A 16,868-nucleotide genomic window follows, 5' to 3' on the forward strand; every position below is an offset into this window, starting at 1 on the left:
TCGGCTCAGCGGGCGGGCATCGCCCAGTCCGGAAGCTGGCCGATCTGGACGCCGAAGAGCGTCGTCAGGATCAGGTAGCCGAAGCTCGAAATGACGACGAGGGCGGCGATGTTGTGCCAGATCCCGTAGCGGATCATCTCCGGGATGCTGATGCGCCCCGACGAGAACACGAGAGCGTTGGGCGGCGTTGCGACCGGCATCATGAAGGCCATGGACGCGGCGAGCGCGGCCGGCACCGCGAGCATCAGCGGGTTTTCCCCGAGATTGAGGGAGAGGGCCGCGAGCAGCGGCAGGAAGGTCGCCGCCGTCGCCGTGTTCGAGGTGAACTCGGTGAGGAGGAGAATGATCGCCGAGACCACGAGGACGAGGACGATGAGCGCGAGCGCCCCGGCAAAGCCGCCGATCGCATCGCCGATCCATTCGTCGAGCCCGGTCGCCACGACCGCCGCCGCAAGGCTGAGGCCGCCGCCGAAGAGGATCAGGACGCCCCAGGGAAGGTTCGACGCGGTGCGCCAGTCGAGAAGCGCCTCGCCGCGCCCCTTGGTCGAGGGGATGAGGAAGAGAAGCAGTGCCATGCCGATGGCGATGCCGGCATCGTTGAGGCCGGGCACGAAATTCTGCAGCCAGGATCGTCCGACCCACAGGATGGCGGCGGCGGCGAAGACGATGCCGACCAGCATCTCGTCCCGCGACATCGAGCCGAGACCCCTGAGCCTTTCCTTGATGACCGACTGGACGCCGTCGATCTCCTCGGTCGAGAGGCGGATCGCGAACCGCGTCAGGATGAGCCAGGAGATCAACAGCATCACGATGGAGACCGGCATGCCGATCAGCATCCAGCGGCCGAAGCCCAGATCGTAGCCGTAGGCCTGGCTCAGCGTGCCGGCGAGAAGCGCATTGGGCGGCGTTCCGATGAGCGTCGCCACGCCGCCGATCGAGGCCGCATAGGCGACGCCCAGAAGCAAGGCGAGCGCGAAGGCGTGATTAGCCTTCTGGTCCGTGACCTCGTCCTCCACGAGCCCGACGATCGAGATGGCGATCGGCAGCATCATCACCGTGGTCGCGGTGTTGGAGACCCACATGGAGAGGAACGCCGTCGCCACCATGAAGCCGCCCACGATGTGATGGCGGCGCGATCCCGTGCGCGAGACGATGTTGAGGGCGATGCGGCGATGCAGGTTCCAGCGCTCCATGGCGCCGGCCAGCATGAAGCCGCCCATGAACAGGAAGATCGTCGGATCGGCGTAAGGGGCGGCGGCGGCGCCCATGGTCGTTGCGCCGGTGAGGGGAAAGAGGGCGAGGGGAACGAGGGCCGTCGCCGGCACCGGGACGGCTTCGGTGATCCACCAGACGATCATCAATGTGGCGACCGCGACCACGCGCCAGCCTTCGATCGACAGGCCCTCGGGAGGCGGAAGGAGGAGGAGCACGATGAAGACGAGAATGCCGAGCGCTGCCTGAATCGGTTTCAGGGAGCCGTGCTCCCCGCTGTCCGCCTCTGTCGTCGTGCCTGCCTGTCCGCCAATGCCCATGCCGTTTCGCCTCCGTCCGATTCGTCGCGACAACCTACAGGAAACGGCACGCCTCGCGCGATTCTCGCAAAAAACTGACCGGCCCGTCATCGAAACCGCGCGCGATCCGCTCTCCCGGGAATCTGTCTGTTGCATGGATGTCGCAAATCGCCACTATGGGAACAGGCAGGGAGGGGCGCCGGCCGGCCGGTGCTCGTCTTTCGAGGACGACGGAACGGGAGGTTTCTCCATGAGGTTCGATCGGCATCTGGCCGCCGTCGCGGCGATCTGTTGTCTCGCCGGCGCTCCGGCCGCCTTCGCCCAGCAGAGCGAGACGCCTCCTGCCGCCGATACCGAGGCTGGGAGCGATACCCGCGAGGCGCCCGAGACGGCGGAGATCGGCGTCCGTCCGGCCTATCTCGTCGACCAGCTCGATGACGGCGCCCTCAAGACGAAGCTTTCGGCCTGTCTCGGCCGGCCCATGGCGGCGAGCGACTGGTCGATCGGCCATCGCGGCGCGCCCCTGCAGTTTCCCGAGCACAGCGCGCAGTCCTACAGAGCCGCGGCCCGGCAGGGCGCCGGCGTGATCGAATGCGACGTCGCCTTCACGGCCGATCGCGAACTCGTCTGCCGCCATGCCCAATGCGACCTGCACACCACGACCGACATCCTCACCCGCCCGGACCTCGCCGCCAAATGCACGGTGCCTTTCAAGCCGGCCGGCGAGGACGGCGAGGCCGAGGCCAAGTGCTGCACCTCGGACATCACGCTCGCCGAGTTCAAGACGCTGAACGCGAAGATGGACAGCTTCGATGCGGAGGCCGAGACGGCCGAGGCGTCGAAGGGCGGGCTCGCCCCCTGGCGCACGACCCTCTATTCGCCCGGAACGGTGATGAGCCATGCCGAATCGATCGACCTCATCAAGTCGCTGGGCCGGAAGTTCACGCCTGAACTGAAGAGCCCCGAGGTCGAGATGCCCTATGAGGGGCAGTACAGCCAGGACGATTACGCCCGCGCCCTGATCCAGGACTATATCGATGCGGGCGTGCCCCCGAGCGACGTCTTTCCCCAGTCCTTCAATCTCGACGACGTGAAGTTCTGGATCGCCGAGTTCCCCGAATATGGCGAGCAGGCCGTCTATCTGGACGGCCGCGACGAGACCCTCGAGGGTTTCGATCCGATGGACCCCTCGACCTTCGAGCCCTCCATGCAGGAACTCGCAGACGACGGCGTCAGGATCATCGCGCCGCCGCTCTGGATGCTGGTGACGGCCGAGAACGCAGAGATCGTTCCCTCGCACTATGCGCTGGAGGCGAAGAAGGCCGGCCTCGACATCATCGCATGGTCGCTGGAGCGGTCAGGCCCGCTCGTGGATGGTGGCGGCTGGTACTACCAGTCGATCGCCGACATCACGTCGTCCAATGGCGACGTGCTGAAGCTTCTCGATGTCCTTGCCTCGACAATCGAGGTGAAGGGCGTCTTCTCCGACTGGCCGGCGACGACGACTTTCTTCGCCAACTGCCTCGATCTCGATGGTTGAGGCGCTCGAGATCAGACCCTCCGGGCCGGCCGGCAACGGGGAGTCCGGGCCGGATCCCGATCGATCCCTGCCGGGTCGGTCAACCTCTCGTAAACTTTTCACGACGGAGGAACGCGGCGTTCATCATCGCGTTTCTCCCCAGTCTTCCAGTTCGATGGCATGGTGTGTGGTGATGACCTTATCTTTTCTTCGCAGTCGCAGTAAAACCGCCGGTTTCGAAGACGCCGTCAAGATGCCGCTGGCGATCCAGCCGCCGGTCGAGACGGAGATCTGGCGCCGGGGTCCCTATACCAAGCTGGACGACGTCGCCGCTCTCTACCGCGCGGCCTCGGCCGCCGGCGGCGCGATCGTGAGCGATCATCGCGACTGACGCGATCCGATCGCCGGCACTCGCGTTCCTGTGACGTGAGAGGGCCGGTGTTCCCGGGCCTATGAGGCTGGGGAGTGAATGCTGCGGAATCACCGATGCGGGGGGCCGAAACGGCTCTCGCATTTTTCGTTGCCGGCCTTCAGGGCGATGCTGGAATGCCGGCCGGGTCCGACGGTCGCCGGCCGGCCGGCTCCAGCATCGGACCGAACCGTGGACCCGGTTTTCGGGCGATCCGATGCGTCAGCAGGAAACAGGAGCCGCGATCGGAGAGGCACCGCTCAGGGGCGAGCCTTTGGACGAAGAGCCGAGGAGAAGATCAGGCTCGCGCCTCGATCGCCTCCATGTCGTCGTCCGACAGGCCGAAATGATGGCCGATCTCGTGGATCACCACATGGCGCACGATATCGCCCAGGCGTTCCTCGTGCTCGGCCCAGTAGTCGAGGATCGGGCGGCGATAGATCAGGATGCGGTTCGGCATCTCGCCCGTCGCCGGACTGTCCAATTCGCCGATCCCGCGCCCCTCGAACAGGCCCAGAATATCGAACGGGCTCTCCAGCTCCATCTCCTTCACGACGTCGTCGTCCGGAAAATCGGCGACGAGGAAGCGGATCTCGCCGCAGAGCTTTCGGAAGCCATCGGGCAGATCCCGATAGGCCTCCACCGCCATCGTCTCGAAGGCGTCGAGGGAGGGGGGCTGCCTGTCGAACCAGGTCTCGTCTGCCTCGGTCATTTTCGTCCTCATTCCCCCACCGGCCGGCTCGCATACCAGGCGGCCACCGCATCGATCTGCTCGTCGGTGAGATTCACCGCGATCGGCTCCATCAGATGGGCATAGGGCGTGCCGCCGCGGGTGATGTCATGGTCGCGCCACAGTTTCAGATGGTCTGCGACATACCATTCCGGCTGGCCGGCCAGATAGGGGTAGTGGGCGTTCTTGGCCCGGCCTTCCTGGGCGTGGCAGCTGTCGCAGGCCGGCAGCTTGCGTGCGGCGATGCCCTGCTGCGCCAGAAGGCGGCCGAGGGCGAGGAAGTCAGCCGTGCCTTCGGCCGGCTCTCCGCCAGCGGCCGCCGCGACCGAGATATAGGCCTTGGACCGGTTGTCCGCCGGAAAGATCTGGGCCGGGATGCCGCTTTCATCGCCATCCCCGCCGACAAGGCCGATCGGCCCGTTCGCTGCAGGAGCAGGAGCGGACGCGGTCGCCGGACCGCCCGAGGATCCGGCCGGACGGCCCGGCAGCGGCTGTGCGGCATACCAGGCGGCGAGCTCGGCGAGAACCTCGTCGGAATAGCGCGAGGCGGGGGGCTGCATGTAGCCGGACTCGCGCGTGCCGCTCTTGTAGGCAAGGAGGGTCTCGCGCAGATAGGCCTCCGGCTGGCCGGCGATGACGGGGAACGCCCCGGCGCTGTCGCCTTCGCCTCGTCCGAGGCCATCGCGTCCATGGCAGCGGGCGCAATCGGTGAGGGCGACCTCCGCGATCCCATCGAGACCTGCTGTCTGATCTCCGCCCGCCTCGCGTTCCATGCCTTCAGCGCCCGCGCCGAGGGCGAGCTCGGCATAGGTCGCGGCATCCATCTGCGGCAGCGCCCTCAGAAAGGCGACGACCGGCCAGATCTCGTTCGGGCGGTCCTGGGTCGGCCAGGCGGGCATGCCGGAATACTTGATGCCGTGGAGCCCGATCCAGTGGAGCTCGCGATCCTTCCACTCGCCCACCTTCTCCTCGAGGCGCGGCGGCGGGGGCATCATGGAGAGGACGACCGGCGACTGGGCGACGCCCGGCGCACCGTGGCAGGGCGCGCAGCCGGTGGCGAAATGGCCCGCCGCCCGCTGGACCAGCGAAGGATCGGACAGATCCACGTCCTCCGGCACCTCGGTGCCGAGCGACTGGCGATCGACGGCGTTCTGCATGGTCCAGTGCAGGAACCAGCCGACGGGCGCGAAATGGCCCGAGGAGGCGGCGATCGAGACCATGCCGGAGAAGGAGACGGCGAAGGCGAGGGCGAGGCCCGCGAGGGCGAGGCCCGCGAGCTTCGTCCAGGTCAGGACGAAATCGATGGCGATCCGCTTCTTCATGGGGTCCGCCTCGGGGTCGGGTCGTTGAGGATCGAGGCGAGGCAGACGAGCCCGCCGGCAAGATAGGCCGCACCGCCCACGATGAGCATGATGACACCGCCGGCCTGCTGGTCGCCAAGGGGCGTCATCGTCGCAGCCGGGCTGCAGAGATCGGCGCAGGCATAGAGGGTGCGCGGGCTGAGGAGCAGGAGGGCGCCGAGCAGCGTCATGTGCATGGAGGTGAGGAGAAGGCCGACGACGCCGGCCGCCCGCGCCTTCAGCCGGCCCTCGCCGGACGGGCCGAAGGCCGCGAGCCAGACGAGGGTGCCGGCGAGAAGGAAAGAGAGCTGTTCGAGGGCGAAGATGCCCATATCGGTGCGCGCGGCATCGTGCGGGCCAGGCGCATGCCAGCCCCAGACGACGGCGAATTCGGCGAAGGAGGCGGCGATCGCCACCGCCGGCGAGATGGTCTCCGCAAGGCTCGGCAGCGCGCGGGAGAGGCCGATGGCGAGAAGGGGCGCTGCGAGCGCGACGACCCCCATATGCATGACCATATGGGCGGCGAAGGAGCCGCCCGCCCGCTCCACCAGCGGCCCGAGCCAGACGAGTGCGAGAACGAGGCCGCTTGCCGCCAGCGGCCAGAGGCGCATGGCGTCTGCTTGTCCTGCGGTCTGCGTCCGTCGGGGCGCCGTCACCTCGCTCATCAGCGGCAATCCGTGATGAAGGCGGCGGGCAGCGCGGTGAAGACGACCGCGAGGAAGGAGAGACCGGCGAGGAGAATGGTCGAGAATTCGAGGAAGCGCTCGCGGGCCGTCGGATTGTCCTCGTCGTTCACCGTGCCCGATCCGTGGCCGCGCCACTCGACGACCGAGCGCCGGAAGATGAGGGCAATGGCGAGAAGACAGACGAGGGTGAAGGCGAGGATGAACCAGCGGGTCGCGAGAATAGCCTCGAACGGCCCGGTATTGGGCGCGCACCGCACCGCTGCCACGACATAGCAGATGACGAAGTGAAACGCCCAGATCGTCGGCGGCGCGATGAGCGTCCACAGATTGTCCGCGGTCTGGCGGGATGAGCCGAACATGGTCGCGTCTGCCTCCTCAGGTCGCCAGCGGGGTGAATGCGATGGTCGCCACCGTCACGAAGGCGGTCCCCAGCATGAAGTGCCAGTAGAGCGCCACGTTCTGGATGTCGGCGTCGTAAAGCGGCGTCAGATGGCCGAAGAGCGAGCGCGCGAGGCAGTAGAACAGCATCAGGGCGCCGACCGCCGCATGGACCGCGGCCCAGATGGCGAGGATCCAGACGGTCGCCGGATAGACGTGGGTGACCGGATCGAGGCCCGTCGTATGGGGCCCGAGGAGGACGAAGGCGCCGGCAAGGAGCGCTGCGAGCCCGCCGGCGGCCATCGCAAGGCGCGCGCTCGTGACGCTTCCCGCCTTGTTGAGGGAGCGCGCGGCGAAGGCGAGGCCCCAGGCGAGGGCGAAGACGGCGAGGGCGGCGAGCGGCCAGAACAGCCCGGGCCCCTCGATGCCCGGCGGCGGGAATTCGGCGTGGATCGTGACGTAGAAGAAATAGCCGAAGACGAGGGAGAGGAAGGCCGTGCCGTCGCCCACCATGGTGATGAACATCGCCCACCAGCCCACCGCCTGGGGACCGGAAACGTAGAGGGGAAGGGACAGGCCGCGCCCGACATCCTTCTCGTGCTTTTCCGGGATGACGGCGGTTCCGCGCCAGACCCAGGTGAGGATCGCGCCGGTCGCCAGAACCATGGCGGCGATGGTGAGATACCACCAGTGGAAGGTCGCGAAGATGAAGACCGCGCCGAGGAAGCCCGCGGCCCACATGGTCATGAAGGTGGGGCCGGGAACGCGCAGCACCTGCAGCGGCTTGGCGTCGAGCACGCTGGTGACGATGGTCTCGCGCTTCAGTTCCTCCGCATCGGGCAGGTAGAAGCGGCCATTGTCCACGTCGTCGATGAAGTTCGGCTGGTCCCAGATCGGGTAGCGCGAAGTGATGATGGGAATGGAGCGCACGCCCCAGCCCTTGTCCTCGGGCTCCGACAGCCATTCGAGGGTTCCCGCGTTCCAGTGATTGCGCTTGGCCAAGGGCAGATGGCCGCGCGGGCGCAGGATGTCGGCGACGACGACGAGGAAGCCGGCGGCGAAGACGAAGGCACCGATGGTGGAGACGAGGTTCGGCAGGTCGAGGCCGAGACCGGCCGGATAGGTCCAGACCCGCCGGGGCATCCCCATCATGCCGGAGAAATGCATGGGGAAGAAGCCGACATTGAAGCCCACGAACATCATCCAGAAGGCGATCTTCCCCAGCCTGTCGGACAATGTGCGGCCGGCGAGGATCGGCCACCAGTAGTAGAGGCCGGCGACGATCGGGAACAGCATGCCGCCGATCAGCACGTAATGGAGATGGCCGACGACGAAATAGGTGTCGTGGGCCTGCCAGTCGAAGGGGGCGAGGGCGACCATGACGCCGGTGAGGCCGCCGATGACGAAGATCGCGAGCGCGCCGGACACGAAGAGCATCGGCACCGAGAAGATCACCCGGCCGACGAGAAGCGTTGCGAGGAAGACGAAGATCTGGACGCCGGTCGGGATCGCCACCGCCTCGGAGGCGGCCGAGAAGAAGCCCAGCGAGATCGCGGGAAGGCCCGTCGCGAACATGTGGTGGACCCACAGGCCGAAGGAGAGGAACCCGGTTCCGACCGCCGCGAGCACGATCCAGGAATAGCCGACGATCGGCCGGCGCGCGAAGGTCGGAACGATCATCGCGAGCAGCGCGATCGCCGGCAGGAAGACGATGTAGACCTCCGGATGGCCGAAGATCCAGAACAGGTGCTGCCAGAGCATCGGATCGCCGCCGCGCTCGGGATCGAAGAACGGCCAGTTGAACAGGCGTTCCATCTCGAACAGGATGTCGCCGGCGATCAGCGGCGGGAAGGCGAAGAGGATCATGCCCGCGACGACGAGCACGTACCAGGTATAGAGCGGCATCATGTTGAGCCGCATGCCCGGCGGGCGGCATTTCAGGGAGCCGACGATGAGCTCGACGGCGGCCGCGATCGAGGCGACTTCGATGAAGGAGAGGCCGAGCAGCCAGATATCGGCGCCGTAGCCGGGGGTGAAGCGCTCCTGCGTCGTCAACGGCGGATACATGAACCAGCCGCTCGCGGGCGCCGAGGAGAAGAAGATCGAGCCGCAGACGAAGACGCCGCCGATGAGGAAGCACCAGTAGCCGAAGGCCGACAGGCGCGGGAAGGGCAGGTCGCGCGCGCCCAGCATCTCCGGCAGGAGGATGATCGCCATCGCCTCGAAGATCGGCACGGCGAACAGGAACATCATCACCGTGCCGTGCAGGGTGTAGACCTGGTTGTAGAAATTGGCGGTCAGGAAGTCGTTGTCGGGCACGGCGAGCTGGACGCGCACCATGAGGCCGAGAACGCCGGCGAACAGCATGAAGATGAAGGCGGTGGAGGTGTACCAGACGCCGACTTCCGTGTTGTTGACGGCCGACCAGTATTTCCAGCCCTTCGGCGCCTCCCAGACCCAGATCAGGCGCTTGGCCTGGGCCTCGCGCACGGCCGGGTCCTCCTGGTCCACATGGCTCGCGCCGATCGTCTGGATCGGCGGCGGATCGGGATAGTTGGGCGTTGCGGGGTCCGAGAGGTCGAATGTGCCGACGCGTGCGGCCTCGATCTGGGCATTGCTCATTTCAGCTGCTCCAGCCAGGCCGCGATCGCGGCGATTTCTTCGTTCGGCACCATGCCGTAGGCCGGCATCTCGACGCCCTGCTTGACGTGCTCGGTCGCGCTGATGAAGCGCACGAGGTTCTCGGGCGTGTTGTCGAGAATGCCCGCCGCGATGGTGAGGCGGGAGCCCAGATGGGTCAGATCCGGGCCGACCGATCCGTCGGCCTCCGTGCCGCGCACCGCATGGCAGGCATCGCAGCCGTTCTCCATGAAGGCCTCGAAGCCGGGACCGGAGGTGACTGCGGCAGGCTGGCTCTGGGCCGCCACATAGGCCTCGTAGTCCCCGGGCGAGACGACGACGACCCGGAAGCCCATCTGGCCGTGGGCATCGCCGCAGAATTCGGTGCAGACCCCGTTATAGACGCCTTCCTTGACCGGCTCGATCACGAGGCGGTTCACGCGGCCGGGGATCATGTCCATCTTGCCCGCGATCGAGGGCACCCAGAAGGAATGGACGACGTCCGGGCTGCCGAGAAGGATCGCCGAGCGCACGCCCACCGGCAGCCAGATCTCGTTGGCGCTCTCGACGCCCCCCGGCGGCAGGCTCTTGACGACGCCGGGCTCGCCCTCGACCCCGTAGGCGACGCGGAACCAGAAGCGTTCGCCCGAGACCGCGATGGTCGGCCCGTTCGCCTCGGCGCGAAATTCGGGCATCAGCTTCAACCCGTAGACGAGGAGCGCGGTGAGGACGACGACCGGAAAGGCGACGCCGCCCCACAGGATGAGCCGGGTTCCGGTCTTCTCGCTGTGCCGCTCGGGATGGACCCGGGTCGCGTAGATCGACAGGCCGATGGTGAAGACCCAGATGAGGACGGCGCCGACCAGCATGACCCAGAACAGGGTCTCGACCTGTGCCGCTTCCGAGCCCGCGCCGGTCAGCGTCGACTGGGGACCGGTGCAGGCCGAGAGGAGCGCGAGGAGACCGGCGAGACTGAAGGCCCGCAGAACGGGCGAGCGGCGCGGGGCATGGTGGCGCGGCGGGGAGCCGGCGGCAGGGCCATTTCGGCGGAGCCGTCCTTGCGGCATCGAAGTCCCCTTCTGTCGGCGGATGGTCGGAGCGGATCGGTGGATGGGCGGAACGGGTCGTCGGGCGGGCGGAAGGCCGATGACCGGTCGAATTCTGGCTCGACCTCTCTTCGATCTCACGGCGAATTTATGGATCGTGAGCGATCGGGGAAGTCCCCGAAAGCCCCTCCCTTAGTGGAAGTTTCGTCCGCGCGGCAAAATGGCAACGACATTTCCGTGGCTTAGCCGCGCATCCTGCGGAACGGGCGGTCCCACCATCGCCGAATCGTGATCGGGCCGCCCGTCATCGGGCTCCATCGACGCGGTGCGGGCGCGGTGGCCATGGCGCCTGACGAAGGCCCGTGTGCGCGCGTCATCGTCGATCGGCCGGCGAACCTCGTCGGCATTGCAGATCGCGGCGGCCAGGGAGCCGGCGGCAAACGCTGCCGCATCGGCCTCCGCCTCGCTCATCGCGCCCTTGCGGGCATTGCCGTGATAGCGCAGCGGCGCGCGCACGTGGTCTGCCGGCGCGATCCCCGCCTTGCCGATCTCCTCGCCCGCCGCGACGGGGGCGAGCAGCGGCGTCAGATCCTCCAGGGTTTCGGCGACCACGTGGATGACGCCGCGATCGCTCTGCATGCGCCCTCTCACGCGCAGGAAGCGGGCGCCGAGGACGAGCGGGCGGAAGCGCTCGAAGACCTTCGGCCAGACGATGATGTTGGCGACGCCCGTCTCGTCCTCGATGGTGATGAAGATGACGCCCTTGGCCGAGCCCGGGCGCTGGCGCACGAGGACGAGGCCGCTGACATCGACGCGCGAGCCCGATTTCAGGGTTTCGAGCCGCTGGTTCTCGATGATGCGACGCTCTCGCAGCACCGCCCGCACGAAGGAGATCGGATGCGCCTTCAGGGAGAGGGAGAGGAAACGGTAGTCGTTGACCACCTCCTCGCCGGGGCGCATGGGCGGCAGGCGCGCATCGGCCTCGCTCTGGAGATCCTTCGCCGAGGCGGTCTCGAAGAGCGGCAGGCGCTCGGCCGCGCCGCGCGGATCGAGGGCGCGCACCGCCCAGAGGGCATCGCGCCGGGACAGGCCGAGACAGGCGAAGGCGTCGGCCTCGGCGAGGCGCTCGATGACCGCGCGCTTCAATCCGGTGCGCAGCCAGACATCGCGCACCGAATCATAGCCCTCGTCCCGCTTTGCCACCAGAACCGCGATCTCCGCCTGCGACAGGCCCTTCACTTGGCGAAAGCCGACACGAACCGCATGGGACGACCAGATGGCCGGGCGCATGTCCCGGTGCCTGTGGGCGATGGCGGAGGGGTCGAAGGCCTCCGGCTCGAGTGTCTGGTCCCAAAGGGAATGGTTGACCGAGACGGGCCGGAAGGACACGCCGTGCTCGCGCGCATCGCGCACGATCTGGGCCGGGGCGTAGAAGCCCATGGGCTGGGCGTTGAGGAGGCTCGCCGCGAAGACGTCCGGATAATGGCATTTCAGCCAGCAGGAGGCGTAGGTCAGGAGCGCGAAGGAGGCGGCGTGGCTTTCGGGAAAGCCGTATTCGCCGAACCCCTCGATCTGCTTGAAGCAGCGCTCGGCGAACTCGGCCTCGTAGCCGCGCGCCACCATGCCCTCGATCATCTTTTTCTTGAAGGTATGGATGGTGCCGACCCGCCGGAAGGTCGCCATGGCGCGGCGCAGCTTGTCGGCCTCGGTGGGGGTGAAGCCGGCCGCGACGATGGAGATCATCATCGCCTGTTCCTGGAACAGCGGCACGCCGAGGGTGCGCTTCAGCACCGCTTCGAGTTCGGGCTTGGGATAGGTCGGCTTTTCGAGGCCCATCTTCCGGCGCAGGTATGGGTGCACCATGTCGCCCTGGATCGGGCCGGGCCGCACGATCGCGACCTCGATGACGAGATCGTAGAAGCACTCCGGCTTCAGCTTGGGCAGCATGGTCATCTGCGCCCGGCTCTCGATCTGGAAGACGCCGAGCGTATCGGCGCGCTGGATCATCGCGAAGGTCGCCGGGTCGTCCTGGGCCTCGGACAGGTCCGCGAGCGTGATCGAGCGGCCGTAACAGGCCTCGATCATCTCGAAGGCGCGGCGAAGGGCGGACAGCATTCCGAGTGCCAAGATATCGATCTTCAGGATGCCGAGCTCGTCGATATCGTCCTTGTCCCATTCGATGATGGTGCGCCCGTCCATCGAGGAATGAAGGATCGGCACGGTCTCGTCGATCCGCCCGCGCGTGATGACGAAGCCGCCCACATGCTGGGAGAGATGGCGGGGAAAGCCGGCGATCTCCTCGGCATATTTCAGGACGGCGGCCGTCGTGCGATCCTCGATCGACAGTCCGGCGGCCTTCGCCTCGCGCTCCCCGATATCGGAGGAGTGATAGCCCCAGACCGCGCCGGACAGCGCCGAGACGGCGTCGTCCGAAAGGGAAAAGGCCTTGCCGACCTCGCGCAGGGCCGAGCGGGCCCGGTAGGTGATGACGGTCGCGGCGAGGGCGGCGTTGTCGCGGCCGTAATGCTCGAAGATGTACTGGATCACCTCCTCGCGCCGCTCGTGCTCGAAATCGATGTCGATATCGGGCGGCTCCTTGCGATCGGGCGAGATGAAGCGCTCGAAGAGGAGACCGGCGCGCTCGGGCGAGACCTCGGTGACGCCGATGACGTAGCAGACGACGGAATTGGCGGCCGAGCCGCGCCCCTGACACAGGATGCCCCTGGAGCGGGCGAATTTCACGATGTGATGGACCGTGAGGAAATAGGGCTCGTAGCCGAGCGTCGCGATGATCGCGAGCTCGTGCTCGATGCGGGCGGTGACCTCGGGCGGAACCCCGTTCGGATAGCGCCAGCGGGCGCCTTCCTCGGAAAGGCGGCGCAGCTCCTCGCGCGGCGAGCCCGAAAGGCCGAGGGCTTCGTCGGGATACTCGTATTTCAGGCTCTTGAGATCGAAGGCGAGCTCGCCGAAGAACCGGTTCGCCTCCTCGACCGCATGGGGACAGGCGGAAAACAGCCGGGCCATCTCGGCGCCGGGCTTCAGGTGGCGCTCGGCATTCATGGCGGTGAGCCGGCCGGCCTCCTCGAGCGGCACATGCTCGCGGATCGAGACCATCACATCGGCGAGCCGGCGGCGCTGCGGGGCGTGGGCGAGAACGTCGTTGGTGGCCAGAAGCGGCGTGCGGCAGGCCGAAGCGATTTTGTCGAGGCGGGCGAGCCGGCGCTGGTCGAGCCCGTCATGGGCATAGCGCGCGGCCAGCCGCACCCGGCCCGGAAAGGCTTCGCGGAGCTTCTCCAGAACGGCGGCGAGGGCTTCCCGTCTCGCCTCGCTCGCCGGCCCTTCGCCGCATCCGATCGCATCGGGGGCGAGGACGGCGAGATTGATCGCCTCGCCCCATTCCAGAAGATCCGGCAGATAGAGCTCGCATCGCCCCTTCTCGGCGCGCAGATTGCCGGTGGAGAGAAGGCGGCAGAGATGGCCCCATCCCGTGCGGTCGCGCGGATAGGCGAGGATGTCCGGGGTCTCGTCGCAGAAGACGAGGCGTGCGCCCGGCGCAAAGGCGAGGCCCTCCTCCTTGGCCACCTGATAGGCGCGCACGACGCCCGCGACCGTGTTGCGGTCGGCAAGGCCGAAGCCGGACAGGCCCATCCGCTTGGCGGTGACCGTCAGCTCCTCGGGCTGGGAGGCGCCGCGCAGGAAGGAGAAGCAGCTGGCGACGCCGATCTCCGCGAAGGGCGTCGCCGGTAGATGAGGCGCGCCGCTCACGGAAAGAGGCCATGCATGTACCAGGCCGGCGAGCCGGCCCTCGCCCCGGTGGTCATGACGAAGTCCGGATCGAGATCGGTATCGTGGGCGGCCTCGCGGAACAGCCAGAAATGCCGGCCCGCCTCGTCCTCGATCCGGAAATAGTCCCGGGCCGGCCGGTCCTCGTGCCACCACTCGCCGGCGATGCGCTCGGGCCCCTCGGCGCGGCGCACCCGGTAGAGCGCGCGGCGCCAGCGAAACGAGACGGGGGCGCCGTCGGGAACGACGAAGCTCGCCTCGACGGGCTCGGGCCGCACCAGCATGCGCAAGGGGCGGGCGGGCAGGTCCTGCGCAAGAGCCCGGGAGGAGGGCGGGAGCCCATGCGCAGGGGCCGCGGCACGGGAGCCGCCCCCGTCCTCGCCGTCCGCGAGCGGCCGCCAGCCGGAGGCCCGTTCGGGCTGCCAGCTGTCGCGCTCGCGCGCGCAGAACACGCTGCCGGGACCGAGCCGCGCGCCGATGCGGTCGACGAGATGGGCAAAGGCCGTATCGGCGCCCGCCTCGCCCGAAAGATCGGTCTGGAACGCCTCCAGCCGGTCCGTCTCGTAGACGGCGAGCTTGACGAGATCGTAGCCGAAGCCGGCGTCGAATTCGTCGCCGAGGCTTTTCAGGCGCTCCTTGAAGAGGCGCGCGACGGCGTCCGGCTCGCGCACCGGCTGGGCCGTGCCGATCCGGGCGCGGTTGACGACGCCGTCCACCCGGAAGAGCGACAGTTCGAGATTGCGCGCACCGATGCCGCGCGCCTCCATGTCTGGCTTCAGGCGCAGCGCCAGCGCAAGGAGGACGCGGGCGACGTCCTCCTCGAGGGCGATCGGCTCGAACAGGCGGCGCTCGGCGATGAGCCGGGGCACCGGCCGGCGCGGCGAGATCGGCCGCTCGGCAAGGCCCGTCGCCTCGTCGAGGGCGCGTAGGAGGCCCTTGCCGAAGCGCCGGGCAAGTCCCGCCCGCGGCTGGTCCATAAGCGCGGCGATGGTCTTGAGGCCCAGCCGGTGGAGGAGGCCGGCGGTCTCGGCTTCGAGCCGCAGCACGCCCACGGGAAGCTGCGCGACGGCGGCCCGCTCCTCGCCGGAGCGTACGATGCGCGGGGCGGCCGGAACGCCGACAAGGGCGATCGCGGCCCCGGCCGAGCCCGCGATCGCGGCCCGCGCGAGAAAGCCCTGGTCGAAGAGCCGCGCCAGGAGGTCGTCCATCAGCCCCCGCTCGCCGCCGAAGAGATGGGCGCAGCCGGAAATGTCGAGGATCAGGCCGAAGGGCGGATCGAGGGCGACGAGGGGGGTGTAGCGGTCGCACCAGTCGGCGACGGCGACGAGCAGCCGGCGATCGGCGGCGGGGTCCGCAAGCTGCGCCTCGATCGCCGGAAACCGCGCCCGGGCTTCCGAAAGGCCGATGCCGAGGCCGAGACCGAGACCTTCGGCCCGTTCGCAGACGGCGGTGATGCGGTTGGCATTGGCCGCGTTCTGGTAGAGCGCCAGCGGCTCGGCCGTGCTCTCAGCCGGTGCGCCTGAACGCCAGCTGCGCCCCAGCCGGTCGCGGATGATCCGGTCGGTCGGCAGCTTGGGCATCGTGAGCGCCAGGAAGCGGTTCTGCGCCGACGGATCGGGCGTTGCGGAACGAGCGGTCATGGAAGCTCCAGGCGAGATCGATGAGACAAGGCGGCGCGAAACGGTTCTTTTCGACCGCGAGGCGGAAGAGCGGCGCGCCGATGAGGCGGGGCTGATCGGCGAGATCGCCGACGGGACGGGCGGGGCCGGGCCGGATGCGCAGGCGAAACGGGGCGGCGGTCGCCTGCGGTTCGGCGCTCTGGCGCATGAGGACGAGGGGCAGGCCGGTCTTCTCGGCCCGCACATGCAGCCGCCGCGTGCCCTCGAGGCCGAGCTGGCGGGAATTGCCGAGGGCTTCGAGCACGACGAGGGAGAGAGCGGCGCAGCGCGCGGCCTCCTCCGCCGCCCAGATCGCATCCTCCAGACGGCGCACGCAGACGAGGGTCATCGCGCCCGCCGGCACGGCGAAGGCGTGAAAGCCGAGGGGATAGGGAAAACCCGCCTCGTGGAGGGCGGGACGCTCGGTGATCCACAGGACGGGCCGGCCGGGCGTTGCGCCGAGCCGGCTGGCAAGGCCTGCGGCAAGGCCGGAAAGGCAGCCGGCATCGCGCACCGCCTCGCCGTGGATCTCGCTGAGGCCGCTTGCCGGAAAGCCGCCGCCGAGGGCCGCGTCCACGCCGGCCTCTCCGAGAGAGACCGTGGCCGGCCGGCCATCGATGCGAAGGCGCGGCGGCAGGGACCCCGTGCCGGCCTCCCCGACTGCCCGATCGTCGCCGTCGCCGTCGCCGATCTCTTCCGCCCCCATCGCGGCGTCCGCACCTTTCCGGCGGGCAGGCTCCTCCGCTTGCCGCGACCGGGCCTTGCCGGGAGAAGGGAAGGCCGTGATATTAGGATAGGTGTCTTTCGGTCGCACCCGCCCCGAGCCGGCGCTCTCCGACCCCTTCGGCACGTCCCGCACGAGCGGGTGCCGGACGTCCGGTTGCCGATTCACACCCGAAAACCAGGTGGGCGGCTTGTTCTCGATCCGCGAGACCGCATGGCGCAGTGTGTCCAGAACCGAGGGTTCCTCCGGCTCCAGGTCGCTGATTTCACGAGGGTTCCTGCAGGCCTCGTCGATCCTGGGGGCTCGAAGAGGTGCGCGCGAGATGCAAGCTGGCATGCCTTCCTCCTTCCGCCGCTCGTTTGGAAAGCGGCCGGCCTCTGCGTCATTGGATTCGGTTGTTCCCGATATGTTCCAATGGATTCCAGAGGCAACAGGAAGAGTCAAGAATGCCTATGATATGGATAT

The 16,868-nt window shown here is 68.2% G+C and carries 12 protein-coding genes; 2 read left to right on the top strand and 10 right to left on the bottom strand.

The genetic code is table 11. The annotated features are described in order from the left end of the window. Window positions 1–5 precede the first annotated feature (5 nt). Window positions 6–1,532 (bottom strand): SLC13 family permease, encoded by a 1,527-nt coding sequence (locus DYI37_RS15095; protein WP_116684098.1) that lies wholly within the window; start codon window positions 1,530–1,532, stop codon window positions 6–8. 229 nt (window positions 1,533–1,761) lie between these two features. Here DYI37_RS15095 and DYI37_RS15100 point away from each other — a divergent pair, with 229 nt between their 5' ends. Both DYI37_RS15100 and DYI37_RS20040 read left to right on the top strand, forming a co-directional pair. Next, entirely contained in the window at window positions 1,762–3,051 is a 1,290-nt protein-coding gene (locus DYI37_RS15100) for a glycerophosphodiester phosphodiesterase family protein (protein WP_116684099.1), read from the top strand. A gap of 232 nt (window positions 3,052–3,283) precedes the next feature. Beyond that, window positions 3,284–3,421 carry a hypothetical protein gene (locus DYI37_RS20040; RefSeq protein ID WP_210209336.1) on the top strand — a complete coding sequence of 46 codons (138 nt, stop codon included), beginning with the start codon at window positions 3,284–3,286 and terminating at the stop codon, window positions 3,419–3,421. Between the two features lie 316 nt (window positions 3,422–3,737). On the opposite strand, the gene DYI37_RS15105 is transcribed toward DYI37_RS20040, so the two are convergent. From DYI37_RS15105 to DYI37_RS15145, 9 genes are all read right to left on the bottom strand, one after another. Further along, entirely contained in the window at window positions 3,738–4,151 is a 414-nt protein-coding gene (locus DYI37_RS15105) for a metallopeptidase family protein (protein ID WP_116684100.1), read from the bottom strand. An 8-nt stretch (window positions 4,152–4,159) separates the two neighbouring features. Next, complete coding sequence (locus DYI37_RS15110; protein WP_116684101.1) at window positions 4,160–5,491, bottom strand: c-type cytochrome; 1,332 nt, start codon at window positions 5,489–5,491, stop codon at window positions 4,160–4,162. Further along, window positions 5,488–6,174, bottom strand: coding sequence for a cytochrome c oxidase assembly protein (locus DYI37_RS15115; protein ID WP_245413942.1), 687 nt, complete (start codon window positions 6,172–6,174; stop codon window positions 5,488–5,490). The genes DYI37_RS15110 and DYI37_RS15115 overlap by 4 nt, the downstream gene beginning before the upstream one ends. Continuing rightward, window positions 6,174–6,554 carry a hypothetical protein gene (locus DYI37_RS15120; RefSeq protein WP_116684103.1) on the bottom strand — a complete coding sequence of 127 codons (381 nt, stop codon included), beginning with the start codon at window positions 6,552–6,554 and terminating at the stop codon, window positions 6,174–6,176. Before DYI37_RS15120 ends, DYI37_RS15115 begins: the two co-directional genes overlap by 1 nt. 16 nt (window positions 6,555–6,570) lie before the next feature. Continuing rightward, complete coding sequence (ctaD, locus tag DYI37_RS15125; RefSeq protein WP_245413943.1) at window positions 6,571–9,195, bottom strand: cytochrome c oxidase subunit I; 2,625 nt, start codon at window positions 9,193–9,195, stop codon at window positions 6,571–6,573. Next, entirely contained in the window at window positions 9,192–10,259 is a 1,068-nt protein-coding gene (locus DYI37_RS15130) for a cytochrome c oxidase subunit II (RefSeq protein ID WP_116684104.1), read from the bottom strand. Before DYI37_RS15130 ends, ctaD begins: the two co-directional genes overlap by 4 nt. Before the next feature lie 171 nt (window positions 10,260–10,430). Continuing rightward, on the bottom strand, window positions 10,431–14,003 hold the full coding sequence (locus DYI37_RS15135) for an error-prone DNA polymerase (protein WP_116684105.1): 3,573 nt from the start codon (window positions 14,001–14,003) through the stop codon (window positions 10,431–10,433). Next, window positions 14,000–15,601, bottom strand: a complete 1,602-nt coding sequence (locus DYI37_RS15140) for a DNA polymerase Y family protein (protein WP_245413956.1) — start codon at window positions 15,599–15,601, stop codon at window positions 14,000–14,002. Before DYI37_RS15140 ends, DYI37_RS15135 begins: the two co-directional genes overlap by 4 nt. Beyond that, window positions 15,528–16,385 carry a hypothetical protein gene (locus DYI37_RS15145; protein ID WP_245413944.1) on the bottom strand — a complete coding sequence of 286 codons (858 nt, stop codon included), beginning with the start codon at window positions 16,383–16,385 and terminating at the stop codon, window positions 15,528–15,530. The genes DYI37_RS15140 and DYI37_RS15145 overlap by 74 nt, the downstream gene beginning before the upstream one ends. Window positions 16,386–16,868 lie beyond the last annotated feature (483 nt).

The organism is Fulvimarina endophytica, from assembly GCF_003403015.1.
Classification (GTDB): Bacteria; Pseudomonadota; Alphaproteobacteria; order Rhizobiales; family Rhizobiaceae; genus Fulvimarina; species Fulvimarina endophytica.

Coding starts and splice junctions, on each gene's coding strand:
- DYI37_RS15100 (WP_116684099.1), top strand. CDS start 1,762: ATGAGGTTCGATCGGCATCTGGCCGCCGTCGCGGCGATCTGTTGTCTC.
- DYI37_RS15105 (WP_116684100.1), bottom strand. CDS start 4,151: ATGACCGAGGCAGACGAGACCTGGTTCGACAGGCAGCCCCCCTCCCTC.
- DYI37_RS15140 (WP_245413956.1), bottom strand. CDS start 15,601: ATGCCCAAGCTGCCGACCGACCGGATCATCCGCGACCGGCTGGGGCGC.
- DYI37_RS20040 (WP_210209336.1), top strand. CDS start 3,284: ATGCCGCTGGCGATCCAGCCGCCGGTCGAGACGGAGATCTGGCGCCGG.
- DYI37_RS15130 (WP_116684104.1), bottom strand. CDS start 10,259: ATGCCGCAAGGACGGCTCCGCCGAAATGGCCCTGCCGCCGGCTCCCCG.
- DYI37_RS15120 (WP_116684103.1), bottom strand. CDS start 6,554: ATGTTCGGCTCATCCCGCCAGACCGCGGACAATCTGTGGACGCTCATC.
- ctaD (WP_245413943.1), bottom strand. CDS start 9,195: ATGAGCAATGCCCAGATCGAGGCCGCACGCGTCGGCACATTCGACCTC.
- DYI37_RS15115 (WP_245413942.1), bottom strand. CDS start 6,174: ATGAGCGAGGTGACGGCGCCCCGACGGACGCAGACCGCAGGACAAGCA.
- DYI37_RS15145 (WP_245413944.1), bottom strand. CDS start 16,385: ATGGGGGCGGAAGAGATCGGCGACGGCGACGGCGACGATCGGGCAGTC.
- DYI37_RS15110 (WP_116684101.1), bottom strand. CDS start 5,491: ATGAAGAAGCGGATCGCCATCGATTTCGTCCTGACCTGGACGAAGCTC.
- DYI37_RS15095 (WP_116684098.1), bottom strand. CDS start 1,532: ATGGGCATTGGCGGACAGGCAGGCACGACGACAGAGGCGGACAGCGGG.